This is a genomic window from Pseudomonas sp. YQ_5 (assembly GCF_043103305.1).
In the GTDB taxonomy this organism is placed as follows: domain Bacteria; phylum Pseudomonadota; class Gammaproteobacteria; order Pseudomonadales; family Pseudomonadaceae; genus Aquipseudomonas; species Aquipseudomonas putida_Y.
The window spans coordinates 1-12,147 of record NZ_JBICJS010000047.1; the positions used below are offsets into that span (position 1 = coordinate 1).

At 63.8% G+C, this 12,147-nt stretch carries 12 protein-coding genes; all 12 read left to right on the forward strand.

The window, feature by feature from the left end; all coding sequences use genetic code 11:
* The first annotated feature begins 267 nt into the window (after positions 1 to 267).
* The 12 genes from ACF8EA_RS10820 (at position 268) to ACF8EA_RS10875 (ending at position 12,040) form a co-directional block, all read left to right on the forward strand.
* Positions 268 to 837, forward strand: a complete 570-nt coding sequence (locus tag ACF8EA_RS10820) for a YqgE/AlgH family protein (protein WP_021783751.1) — start codon at positions 268 to 270, stop codon at positions 835 to 837.
* Positions 837 to 1,262 carry a Holliday junction resolvase RuvX gene (gene ruvX, locus ACF8EA_RS10825; RefSeq protein ID WP_003249316.1) on the forward strand — a complete coding sequence of 142 codons (426 nt, stop codon included), beginning with the start codon at positions 837 to 839 and terminating at the stop codon, positions 1,260 to 1,262. Before ACF8EA_RS10820 ends, ruvX begins: the two co-directional genes overlap by 1 nt.
* Before the next feature lie 49 nt (positions 1,263 to 1,311).
* Positions 1,312 to 1,830, forward strand: a complete 519-nt coding sequence (gene pyrR / locus ACF8EA_RS10830) for a bifunctional pyr operon transcriptional regulator/uracil phosphoribosyltransferase PyrR (RefSeq protein WP_021783750.1) — start codon at positions 1,312 to 1,314, stop codon at positions 1,828 to 1,830.
* 12 nt (positions 1,831 to 1,842) lie between these two features.
* A complete protein-coding gene (locus ACF8EA_RS10835) occupies positions 1,843 to 2,847 on the forward strand; it encodes an aspartate carbamoyltransferase catalytic subunit (protein WP_021783749.1) in 1,005 nt (334 codons plus the stop codon).
* Entirely contained in the window at positions 2,844 to 4,115 is a 1,272-nt protein-coding gene (locus tag ACF8EA_RS10840) for a dihydroorotase (RefSeq protein WP_084850237.1), read from the forward strand. Before ACF8EA_RS10835 ends, ACF8EA_RS10840 begins: the two co-directional genes overlap by 4 nt.
* Positions 4,116 to 4,325: 210 nt before the next feature.
* A complete protein-coding gene (gene hslV / locus ACF8EA_RS10845) occupies positions 4,326 to 4,856 on the forward strand; it encodes an ATP-dependent protease subunit HslV (RefSeq protein WP_003249309.1) in 531 nt (176 codons plus the stop codon).
* A 76-nt stretch (positions 4,857 to 4,932) separates the two neighbouring features.
* A complete protein-coding gene (hslU, locus tag ACF8EA_RS10850; protein ID WP_003249308.1) occupies positions 4,933 to 6,276 on the forward strand; it encodes an ATP-dependent protease ATPase subunit HslU in 1,344 nt (447 codons plus the stop codon).
* A gap of 166 nt (positions 6,277 to 6,442) precedes the next feature.
* Positions 6,443 to 6,820, forward strand: coding sequence for a gamma-butyrobetaine hydroxylase-like domain-containing protein (locus tag ACF8EA_RS10855; protein ID WP_392521998.1), 378 nt, complete (start codon positions 6,443 to 6,445; stop codon positions 6,818 to 6,820).
* Positions 6,821 to 7,088: 268 nt separating this feature from the next.
* Complete coding sequence (phaC, locus tag ACF8EA_RS10860) at positions 7,089 to 8,768, forward strand: class II poly(R)-hydroxyalkanoic acid synthase (RefSeq protein WP_084850236.1); 1,680 nt, start codon at positions 7,089 to 7,091, stop codon at positions 8,766 to 8,768.
* A 62-nt stretch (positions 8,769 to 8,830) separates the two neighbouring features.
* Positions 8,831 to 9,682 (forward strand): poly(3-hydroxyalkanoate) depolymerase, encoded by an 852-nt coding sequence (phaZ, locus tag ACF8EA_RS10865; RefSeq protein ID WP_021783746.1) that lies wholly within the window; start codon positions 8,831 to 8,833, stop codon positions 9,680 to 9,682.
* A gap of 48 nt (positions 9,683 to 9,730) precedes the next feature.
* The gene (phaC, locus tag ACF8EA_RS10870) at positions 9,731 to 11,413 is read left to right on the forward strand and encodes a class II poly(R)-hydroxyalkanoic acid synthase (protein ID WP_031322405.1); all 1,683 of its coding nucleotides are present in this window, start codon (positions 9,731 to 9,733) and stop codon (positions 11,411 to 11,413) included.
* Positions 11,414 to 11,425: 12 nt separating this feature from the next.
* On the forward strand, positions 11,426 to 12,040 hold the full coding sequence (locus tag ACF8EA_RS10875) for a TetR/AcrR family transcriptional regulator (protein WP_021783744.1): 615 nt from the start codon (positions 11,426 to 11,428) through the stop codon (positions 12,038 to 12,040).
* Positions 12,041 to 12,147 lie beyond the last annotated feature (107 nt).

Here is a 12,147-nt window from a genome sequence, read left to right on the forward strand (position 1 = left end):
CGTTTGTTTCGGGCCAATTATTTCTGGGGGATTTGCGCGCGTACGCCTTGGCGCATGACGCGATATCGTGTGGTACGGACCAGGCGGTCGCGCGCGCCTGTCACAGGCGTTACTGGCCCGAAACAAACGTAGGAGCGAGCGCAGCTCGCGATGCGCCGCGCGGGCGGCGCTCGATCTCGAAGACACCAAAACCCTCACGACAACCGCCAACCAGACGACACAAATCCGCACCTTGTCAGTCTCGCCACCTGGCGCCACACTATCCCCATGAAAACCCTCGCACCCAGCTACCTCAAGCACCAGTTCCTGATCGCCATGCCACACATGGCCGATCCGAACTTCGCCCAGACCCTCACGTACATCGTCGAGCACAATGAGCATGGCGCCATGGGCCTGGTGGTCAACCGGCCACAGGAGCTGAGCCTGGCCGACATCCTCGAGCAACTGCGCCCGGACGAAACCCCGCCGGCCAGCACCTTGCAGGTGCCGATCTACCAGGGTGGCCCGGTACAAACCGACCGCGGCTTCGTGTTGCACAGCAGCGAGTGCAGTTTCCAGGCCAGCGTGGCGCTGGAGGGGCTGTCGCTGACCACGTCACAAGACATATTGCTGGCTATCGCCGCCGGGGTGGGCCCGAAGCAGAGCCTGATCACCTTGGGCTATGCCGGTTGGGAAGCGGGCCAACTGGAAGCGGAGCTGGCCGACAACGCCTGGCTGAACTGCCCGTTCGACCCGGACATAGTCTTCGGCATGGCCAGCGACCTGCGCCTGGAGGCTGCGGCCGCCAGCCTGGGGATCAACCTGCACCTGCTGACCAGCCAGGCGGGCCACGCCTGATGGCTGAGCTACGCCTGCTGCTGGGCTTCGACTATGGCAGCAAACAGATCGGCGTGGCCGTCGGCCAGGTGATTACCGGCCAGGCCCGCGAACTGTGCACCCTGAAGGCGCAGAACGGCGTACCGGACTGGGCCCAGGTGGAAAAGCTGATTGCCGAATGGAAGCCAGATGCCATTGTGGTCGGCCTACCGCTGAACATGGACGGCACTCCCAGCGAAATGAGCGCCCGTGCCGAAAAGTTCGCCCGCCGCCTGAACGGCCGCTTCAACCTGCCCGTGCACACGCACGACGAGCGCCTGACCACCTTCGAGGCCAAAGGCGAGCGCATGGCCCGTGGCGGCCAGCGTGGCAGCTACCGCGACAACCCGGTCGATGCCATTGCCGCTGCCTTGTTGCTGCAAGGCTGGCTGGAGGCCAATACCTGATCATCTTTGCCGCCGGGCCCACCCGGCGCACCCTTCCGAGGAGCCCGCAATGAGCCTACCCAATCCCGCCGAGCTGATCCGGCAGATGGCTGTCGACCTTCGTGCCCACCTGGCGCGCCGGGCAATCACCGAGCCCCGTTACATCGGTATCCGCACCGGCGGAGTCTGGGTTGCCCAGGCCCTGCAGGAAGCGATGGGCGACACCAGCCCCATGGGCACCCTGGACGTGTCGTTCTACCGCGACGACTTCAGCCAGAACGGCCTGCACCCGCAAGTGCGCCCGTCCGAGTTGCCGTTCGAGGTCGAAGGCCAGCACCTGGTGCTGGTGGATGACGTGCTGATGAGCGGTCGTACCATCCGCGCGGCGCTCAACGAACTGTTCGATTACGGCCGCCCGGCCAGCGTTACCCTGGTCTGCCTGCTGGACCTGGATGCCGGCGAACTGCCGATTCGCCCGAACGTGCTCGGCGCCACCCTGTCGCTGGGCGCCCATGAACGGGTAAAATTGACCGGACCCGCACCGCTCGCCCTCGAGCGCCAGGACCTCGCCTCCGCTTCCGCCCTTTAAGAGTCCCCCGCGATGACGCCAATCGACGCCAAGCGCCCGCTGCAGCTCAATGATCAGGGCCAGCTGCGCCACTTCCTCTCGCTTGACGGTTTGCCCCGCGAACTGCTCACCGAGATCCTCGACACCGCCGACTCCTTCCTGGAAGTCGGCGCCCGGGCTGTGAAAAAAGTCCCGTTGCTGCGCGGCAAGACTGTGTGCAACGTGTTCTTCGAGAACTCGACCCGTACCCGTACCACCTTCGAACTGGCAGCCCAGCGCCTGTCGGCCGACGTGATCAGCCTGAATGTGTCGACCTCCTCGACCAGCAAGGGCGAGACCCTGTTCGATACCCTGCGCAACCTCGAAGCCATGGCCGCCGACATGTTCGTCGTGCGCCATTCCGACTCCGGCGCCGCGCACTTCATCGCCGAGCACGTGTGCCCGGAGGTTGCCGTGATCAACGGCGGCGACGGCCGTCACGCGCACCCGACCCAGGGCATGCTCGACATGCTCACCATCCGCCGCCACAAAGGCAGCTTCGAAAACCTGTCCGTGGCTATCGTCGGCGACATCCTGCACTCGCGTGTGGCCCGTTCCGACATGCTCGCGCTGAAAGCGCTGGGTTGCCCGGACATCCGCGTGATCGGGCCGAAAACCCTGATCCCCATCGGTATCGAGCAGTACGGCGTGAAGGTCTACACCGACCTCGCCGAAGGCCTGAAAGACGTCGACGTGGTGATCATGCTGCGCCTGCAGCGTGAGCGCATGGCCGGTGGCCTGCTGCCCAGCGAAGGCGAGTTCTACCGCCTGTTCGGCCTGACGACTGCACGCCTGGCCGCAGCCAAGCCCGATGCAATCGTCATGCACCCGGGCCCGATCAACCGTGGCGTGGAAATCGAGTCGGCGGTTGCCGACGGCAAGCATTCGGTGATCCTCAACCAGGTCACCTACGGCATCGCCGTGCGCATGGCCGTGCTGTCCATGGCCATGAGCGGGCAGAACGCGCAACGTCAATTCGACCAGGAGAACGCCCAGTGACCATCAGTATTCTCGGCGCCCGGGTCATCGACCCCAACAGCGGCCTGGACCAGGTCACCGACCTGCACCTGGACGGCGGCCGCATTGCCGCCATCGGTGCCGCACCGGCCGGTTTCAGCGCCAGCCGCACGATCCAGGCTGATGGCCTGGTCGCAGCGCCCGGCCTGGTCGACCTGGGCGTGTCCCTGCGCGAGCCGGGTTATAGCCGCAAAGGCAACATCGCCAGTGAAACCCGCGCTGCCGTGGCTGGGGGCGTCACCAGCCTGTGCTGCCCGCCGCAGACCAAGCCGGTGCTGGACACCTCGGCGGTAGCCGAACTTATCCTTGACCGTGCCCGCGAAGCCGCCAACAGCAAGGTCTACCCGGTCGGCGCCCTGACCAAGGGCCTGGAAGGCGAGCAACTGGCCGAACTGGTGGCCCTGCGTGACACCGGTTGCGTAGCATTTGGCAACGGCCTGAAGGAAATCCCCAACAACCGTACCCTGGCCCGCGCCCTGGAGTATGCCGCCACCTTCGACCTGACGGTGGTGTTCCACTCCCAGGACCGCGATCTGGCCCAGGGCGGCCTGGCCCACGAGGGTGCCATGGCCAGCTTCCTCGGCCTGCCGGGCATCCCGGAAAGCGCCGAAACCGTGGCCCTGGCGCGCAACCTGCTGCTGGTGGAACAGAGCGGCGTGCGTGCGCACTTCAGCCAGATCACCAGCGCCCGTGGCGCGCGGCTGATCGCCCAGGCCCAGGCCTTGGGCCTGCCTGTGACCGCCGATGTAGCGCTATACCAGCTGATCCTCACGGACGAGTCGCTGCGCGATTTCTCCAGCCTGTACCACGTGCAGCCGCCGCTGCGCACCGCTGCCGACCGTGACGGGTTGCGCGAGGCGGTGAAGTCGGGGGTGATCCAGGCCATCTCCAGCCACCACCAGCCGCACGAGCGCGACGCCAAGCTGGCCCCGTTCGGCGCCACCGAGCCGGGTATCAGCAGCGTCGAGTTGCTGCTGCCACTGGCCATGACCCTGGTGCAAGACGGCCTGCTCGACCTGCCGACCTTGCTGGCCCGTCTGAGCAGCGGCCCGGCTGCCGCCCTGCGCCTGCCGGCCGGGGAGCTGAAAGTGGGCGGCGCGGCCGACCTGGTGCTGTTCGACCCGCAAGCGTCCACCGTTGCCGGCGAACAATGGTTCTCCCGTGGCGAGAACTGCCCGTTCATCGGCCACTGCCTGCCGGGTGCGGTGCGTTATACCTTGGTCGACGGGCACGTCTGCCACGAGGCCTGAGTAACATGCTTCGCGGGCATGCCCGCTCCCACAGGATCACCACAATTCCAAGGCATGTGGTAACCCTTTGGGAGCGGGCATGACCGCGAATGCCTTCACATAGTCCCCCGCCAAGCGCGACCATTCATCCCCCCCGGTTGAAATCCTTCCCCCCACCCCCATATGAGTCTGCATCAGGCACTTTCGCCCCGCTGCGTGGAGACTCTCCCCTTGACCACAATCGTTTCTGTCCGCCGTAACGGCAAAGTCGTCATGGGCGGCGACGGCCAGGTATCCCTCGGCAACACCGTGATGAAAGGCAACGCCAAGAAGGTGCGTCGTCTGTACCACGGCCAGGTCATCGCGGGCTTCGCCGGCGCCACTGCCGACGCCTTCACCCTGTTCGAGCGCTTTGAAGGTCAGCTGGAAAAACACCAGGGTCACCTGGTACGCGCCGCCGTCGAGCTGGCCAAGGAATGGCGTACCGACCGCTCCCTGAGCCGCCTGGAAGCCATGCTGGCCGTGGCCAACAAGGATGCATCCCTGATCATCACCGGTAACGGTGACGTGGTCGAACCCGAAGACGGCCTGATCGCCATGGGTTCCGGCGGCGCCTATGCCCAGGCCGCAGCCCGTGCCCTGCTGAACAAGACCGACCTCTCGGCCCGCGAAATCGCCGAGACCGCCCTGAACATCGCCGGCGACATCTGCGTGTTCACCAACCACAACCTGACCATCGAGGAGCAGGACCTGGCCGACTGATTCAGCTGTTCTGGCGCCCCTTCCCGGCGAAGGGGCTTTTCCACGCTGACTCACCTGCCCAAGGACCGTATTGATCATGTCCATGACCCCCCGCGAGATCGTCCACGAACTCAACCGCCACATCATCGGCCAGGACGACGCCAAGCGCGCCGTGGCCATTGCGCTGCGCAACCGCTGGCGGCGCATGCAGCTCCCTGCCGAGCTGCGTGCCGAAGTCACCCCCAAGAACATCCTGATGATCGGCCCTACCGGCGTCGGCAAGACCGAAATCGCCCGCCGTCTGGCCAAGCTGGCCAACGCGCCGTTCCTCAAGGTCGAAGCCACCAAGTTCACCGAAGTGGGCTACGTGGGCCGCGACGTCGAGTCGATCATCCGTGACCTGGCCGATGCCGCGCTGAAGATGCTGCGCGAGCAGGAAATCATCCGCGTGCGCCACCGCGCCGAAGACGCCGCCGAAGACCGCATCCTCGACGCCCTGCTGCCCCAGGCGCGCGTCACCAGCTTCAGCGAAGAAGCCGCACAGACCAGCAGCGACTCCAACACCCGCCAGCTGTTCCGCAAGCGCCTGCGCGAAGGCCAACTGGACGACAAGGAAATCGAGATCGAAGTGGCCGATGCCGTCGGTGTCGAAATTGCTGCGCCGCCCGGCATGGAAGAAATGACCAACCAGCTGCAGAGCCTGTTTGCCAATATGGGCAAGGGCAAGCGCAAAGCGCGCAAGCTGAAGGTAAAAGAAGCGCTGAAGATGGTTCGCGATGAAGAAGCGAGCCGCCTGGTCAACGAGGAAGAGCTCAAGGCCAAGGCCCTGGAAGCGGTCGAACAGCACGGCATCGTGTTTATCGACGAGATCGACAAGGTTGCCAAGCGTGGCAACGTTGGCGGTGCCGACGTATCCCGCGAAGGCGTACAGCGCGACCTGCTGCCGCTGATCGAAGGCTGCACCGTCAACACCAAGCTGGGCATGGTCAAGACCGACCACATTCTGTTCATTGCCTCGGGTGCATTCCACCTGAGCAAGCCGAGCGACCTGGTGCCCGAGCTGCAAGGCCGCCTGCCGATCCGTGTTGAACTGAAGGCACTGACCCCGGAAGACTTCGAGCGCATCCTGCAAGAGCCGCACGCGTCGCTGACCGAGCAGTACCAGGCATTGCTGAAGACCGAAGGCCTGAACATCGAGTTCCTCGCCGACGGCATCAAGCGCCTGGCCGAGATTGCCTACCAGGTCAACGAGAAAACCGAAAACATCGGTGCCCGCCGCCTGCACACCCTGCTCGAGCGCTTGCTCGAAGAGGTGTCGTTCAGTGCGGGCGACCTGGCCAGCACCCATGACGAAGCGCCGATCCAGATCGACGCAGCGTATGTGAACAGCCACCTCGGTGAGCTGGCGCAGAACGAAGACCTGTCGCGTTACATCCTGTAAGACCGGTTTCGACAGCTTCGCGGGCAAGCCCGCTCCTGCACATGTCACCACATTCCTTGGGCCTGTGGTGATCCGTGCAGGAGCGGGCTTGCCTGCGAAGAGGCCCTTGAATCCCTTTCCCATAAGCTGGAAGCTGTGCTTCATCAGCTCCCGAGAGATTCTGCCCATGGCCCGCCTGCCTACCGCCATCAACCTGCACAAAGCCTCCAAAACCCTCAGCCTCACCTACGCGCCCGGCGAGGTCTACCACCTGCCCGCCGAATTCCTGCGCGTGCACTCTCCCTCCGCCGAGGTCCAGGGCCACGGCAACCCCATCCTGCAGTTCGGCAAGATCAATGTCGGCCTCAGTGACCTGGAACCTGCCGGCCAATATGCACTGAAACTGACCTTCGACGACGGTCATGACAGCGGCTTGTTCACCTGGGAATACCTTGAGCAACTGTGCCTGCGCCAGGAACAACTGTGGGCGGAATACCTCGACGAGTTGCACAAGGCCGGCAAATCCCGCGACCCAGCCGAATCTGTGGTCAAGCTCATGCTCTAGCGCAAGGCCTGCGGGGTTTAGAGCGCATTTTCTAAATTCATCTGTTTGAATGGCTTGCAGACAGCCCAGTGAAGGGCTGTCTTGCGCATTACACGAAAGTCGGGTAACCAATGGGTGTGGCAAGTTCCCTGCATCACTTTGCAGGTCGTCAGAACCCACGCAGCACCGCTGTTCCTTATCACTGGTCACCCGAGTAGCAGTACCGGGCTCAGGGCTGTGCACCCACCACAGCAACCGGTACTCGTCTCAGGACAACGGAGCGTCGTAGATGAGTAACAAGAACAACGATGAGCTGCAGCGGCAGGCCTCGGAAAACACCCTGGGGCTGAACCCGGTCATCGGCATCCGCCGCAAGGACCTGTTGAGCTCGGCACGCACCGTGCTGCGCCAGGCCGTGCGCCAACCGCTGCACAGCGCCAAACATGTGGCTCACTTTGGCCTGGAGCTGAAGAACGTGCTGCTGGGCAAATCCAGCCTGGCCCCGGAAAGCGACGACCGTCGCTTCAATGACCCGGCCTGGAGCAACAACCCGCTGTACCGCCGCTACCTGCAAACCTATCTGGCCTGGCGCAAGGAGCTGCAGGACTGGGTCAGCAGCAGCGACCTGTCCCCCCAGGACATCAGCCGCGGCCAGTTCGTCATCAACCTGATGACCGAGGCCATGGCGCCGACCAATACCCTGTCCAACCCGGCTGCGGTCAAACGCTTCTTCGAAACCGGCGGCAAGAGCCTGCTCGATGGCCTGTCCAACCTGGCCAAGGACATGGTCAATAACGGCGGCATGCCCAGCCAGGTGAACATGGATGCCTTCGAAGTGGGCAAGAACCTGGGCACCAGCGAAGGCGCGGTGGTGTACCGCAACGATGTGCTGGAGCTGATCCAGTACAGCCCCATCACCGAGCAGGTGCACGCCCGCCCGCTGCTGGTGGTGCCACCGCAGATCAACAAGTTCTATGTGTTCGACCTCAGCCCGGAAAAGAGCCTGGCGCGCTTCTGCCTGCGCTCGCAGCAGCAGACCTTCATCATCAGCTGGCGCAACCCGACCAAGGCCCAGCGCGAGTGGGGCCTGTCCACCTACATCGATGCGCTGAAAGAAGCCGTCGACGCGGTGCTGGCGATTACCGGCAGCAAAGACTTGAACATGCTTGGCGCCTGCTCCGGCGGCATCACCTGTACCGCACTGGTGGGCCACTATGCCGCCATTGGTGAGAACAAGGTCAACGCCCTGACCCTGCTGGTTAGCGTGCTGGACACCACCATGGACAACCAGGTCGCATTGTTTGTCGACGAGCAGACCTTGGAGGCAGCCAAGCGCCACTCCTATCAGGCGGGCGTGCTGGAAGGCAGCGAAATGGCCAAGGTGTTCGCCTGGATGCGCCCCAACGACCTGATCTGGAATTACTGGGTAAACAACTACCTGCTCGGCAATGAGCCCCCCGTATTCGACATCCTGTTCTGGAACAACGACACCACGCGCCTGCCGGCCGCCTTCCACGGCGACCTGATCGAAATGTTCAAGACCAACCCGCTGACCCGCCCCGACGCCCTGGAAGTGTGCGGCACCGCGATCGACCTGAAACAGGTCAAATGTGACATCTACAGCCTCGCCGGCACCAACGACCACATCACCCCATGGCCGTCATGCTACCGCTCGGCACATCTGTTCGGCGGCAAGATCGAATTCGTACTGTCCAACAGCGGGCATATCCAGAGCATCCTCAACCCGCCGGGTAACCCGAAGGCACGCTTCATGACCGGTGCCGACCGCCCGGGCGACCCGGTGGCCTGGCAGGAAAACGCCATCAAGCATGCAGACTCCTGGTGGTTGCACTGGCAGAGTTGGCTGGGCGAGCGTGCCGGCGCGCTGAAAAAGGCACCGACCCGCCTGGGCAACCGTGCGTATGCCGCCGGTGAAGCCTCCCCAGGCACCTACGTTCACGAGCGTTGAGTTACAGCGCCGTGGCGGCCTGCAAGGCGCCACGGTGTTTACTTCACCCAAGAGTCACGTGCATGCCGCAACCCTATATTTTCAGGACCGTCGAGCTGGACAACCAGTCCATCCGTACCGCTGTTCGCCCCGGCAAGCCGCACCTGACGCCGTTGCTGATCTTCAACGGCATCGGCGCCAACCTCGAGCTGGTGTTTCCGTTCATCGAAGCACTTGATCCGGACCTGGAAGTCATCGCCTTCGATGTGCCCGGGGTCGGCGGCTCGTCCACACCGCGCCACCCGTATCGCTTCCCTGGGCTGGCCAAGCTGACCGCGCGGATGCTCGACTACCTCGACTACGGCCAGGTCAACGTCATCGGCGTGTCCTGGGGCGGCGCCCTGGCCCAGCAGTTTGCTCACGATTACCCCGAGCGCTGCAAGAAGCTGGTGCTGGCCGCCACCGCTGCCGGCGCGGTCATGGTGCCAGGCAAGCCCAAGGTGCTGTGGATGATGGCCAGCCCCCGGCGTTACGTGCAGCCGTCGCATGTCATCCGCATTGCACCGATGATCTATGGCGGCGGCTTCCGACGTGACCCAGACCTGGCCATGCACCATGCCGCCAAAGTGCGCTCCGGCGGCAAACTGGGCTACTACTGGCAGCTGTTCGCCGGGCTCGGCTGGACCAGCATCCACTGGCTGCACAAGATCCAGCAGCCCACCCTGGTACTGGCCGGCGACGACGACCCGCTGATCCCGCTGATCAACATGCGCCTGCTGGCCTGGCGGATTCCCAATGCCCAGCTACACATTATCGACGACGGCCATCTGTTCCTGATCACCCGGGCAGAAGCCGTCGCCCCGATCATCATGAAGTTCCTGCAGGAAGAACGTCAGCGTGCGGTCATGCATCCCCGTCCGGCCTCGGGGGGGTGAAACAGCTGCGGCCTGACAGGGAAATGGATTAGACGAGGGAGTGTTGCCATGAAAGACAAACCGGCCAAAGGATCGACAACGCTCCCCGCCACCCGCATGAACGTGCAGAACGCCATCCTCGGCCTTCGCGGCCGCGACCTGCTTTCCACGCTACGCAACGTCGGCCGCCACGGCCTGCGCCACCCGCTGCATGCCGCGCACCATCTGCTGGCGCTTGGCGGGCAGTTGGGGCGGGTAATGCTGGGGGACACGCCCTACCAGCCGAACCCGCGTGACGCACGCTTCAGTGACCCGACCTGGAGCCAGAACCCGTTCTACCGCCGCGGCCTGCAGGCCTATCTGGCCTGGCAGAAGCAGACACGCCAGTGGATCGATGAAAGCCACTTGAACGACGATGATCGAGCCCGCGCCCATTTTCTGTTCAACCTGATCAACGATGCGCTGGCGCCCAGCAACTCACTGCTCAATCCGCTGGCGGTCAAGGAGCTGTTCAACACCGGCGGCCAGAGCCTGGTGCGCGGCGTGGCCCACCTGCTCGACGACCTGCGTCACAACGATGGGCTGCCGCGTCAGGTGGACGAGCGCGCCTTTGAAGTGGGCGTTAACCTGGCCGCAACCCCTGGCGCAGTGGTATTTCGCAACGAACTGCTGGAGCTGATCCAGTACTCGCCGATGAGCGAAAAGCAGCACGCACGCCCACTGCTGGTCGTGCCGCCTCAGATCAACAAGTTCTACATCTTCGACCTCAGCGCTACCAACAGCTTTGTCCAGTACATGCTCAAAAGCGGCTTGCAGGTGTTCATGGTCAGTTGGCGCAACCCCGACCCACGCCACCGTGAATGGGGCCTTTCCAGCTACGTGCAAGCCTTGGAGGAAGCGCTCAATGCCTGCCGCAGTATCAGCGGCAACCGCGACCCCAACCTGATGGGCGCCTGTGCCGGCGGCCTGACCATGGCCGCACTGCAAGGCCACCTGCAAGCCAAGAAGCAATTGCGCCGGGTGCGCAGTGCCACCTATCTGGTCAGCTTGCTGGACAGCAAGTTCGAAAGCCCGGCCAGCCTGTTCGCCGATGAGCAAACCATCGAAGCGGCCAAGCGGCGCTCCTATCAGCGTGGCGTGCTGGACGGTGGCGAAGTGGCACGGATCTTTGCCTGGATGCGGCCCAACGACCTGATCTGGAACTACTGGGTCAACAACTACCTGCTCGGCAAGACACCGCCGGCTTTCGACATCCTGTACTGGAATGCCGACAGCACGCGCCTGCCCGCCGCGCTGCATGGCGACCTGCTGGAGTTTTTCAAGCTCAACCCCTTGACCTACGCGTCCGGGCTGGAGGTGTGCGGTACGCCGATCGACCTGCAGCAGGTCAATATCGACAGCTTTACCGTGGCCGGCAGCAACGACCACATCACGCCATGGGATGCGGTGTACCGCTCGGCGTTACTGCTGGGTGGCGAGCGGCGCTTCGTGCTGGCCAACAGCGGGCATATCCAAAGCATCATCAACCCGCCAGGCAACCCCAAAGCCTACTACCTGGCCAACCCCAAGCTGAGCAACGACCCGCGCGCCTGGTTCCACGATGCCAAGCGCAGCGAAGGCAGCTGGTGGCCGTTGTGGCTGGAGTGGATCACCGCCCGCTCCGGCCTGCTCAAGGCGCCGCGCACTGAACTGGGCAACGCCACTTACCCACCGCTAGGCCCCGCGCCAGGCACCTACGTGCTGACCCGATGAGCTGCTGACTGGATGAAAACCCGCGACCGTATCCTTGAATGCGCCCTGCAGCTGTTCAACCAGCAGGGCGAACCCAACGTATCCACCCTGGAAATTGCCAACGAACTCGGCATCAGCCCAGGCAACCTGTACTACCACTTCCATGGCAAGGAGCCGGTGGTACTGGGCTTGTTCGAGCGTTTTGAAGAAGCGTTGATGCCGCTGCTGGACCCGCCGCTGGAGGTGCGTCTGGACGCAGAGGATTACTGGCTGTTTCTGCACTTGATCGTCGAGCGCATGGCTCAGTACCGCTTCCTGTTCCAGGACTTGTCCAACCTGACCGGGCGCTTGCCCAAGCTAGCCCGAGGCATGCGCAGCCTGATCAATGCGATCAAACGCACGCTGGCGGCACTGTTGGCCAGCCTCAAGAGCCAGGGGCTGGTAGAGAGTGATACCCAGGCGCTGGGGCAACTGGTGGAGCAGATCACCCTGACGCTGATGTTCTCGCTGGATTATCAGCGTGTGCTGGGGCGCGAGGGGGATGTGGGGATCGTGGTTTACCAGGTGATGATGCTGGTGGCGCCGCATCTGCAGGCCCAGGCACGGGCGGCGGCGGAGCAACTGGCAGTGAAGTACCTGGAGGGGTAGGCCTACTGGAGATGGAGTGTTGCAGCCGACGCATTCGCGGGTAAACCCGCTCCTACAAGGTTTGGCGCATCTTGTGGGAGCGGGTTTACCCGCGAAGAAGGCGACGC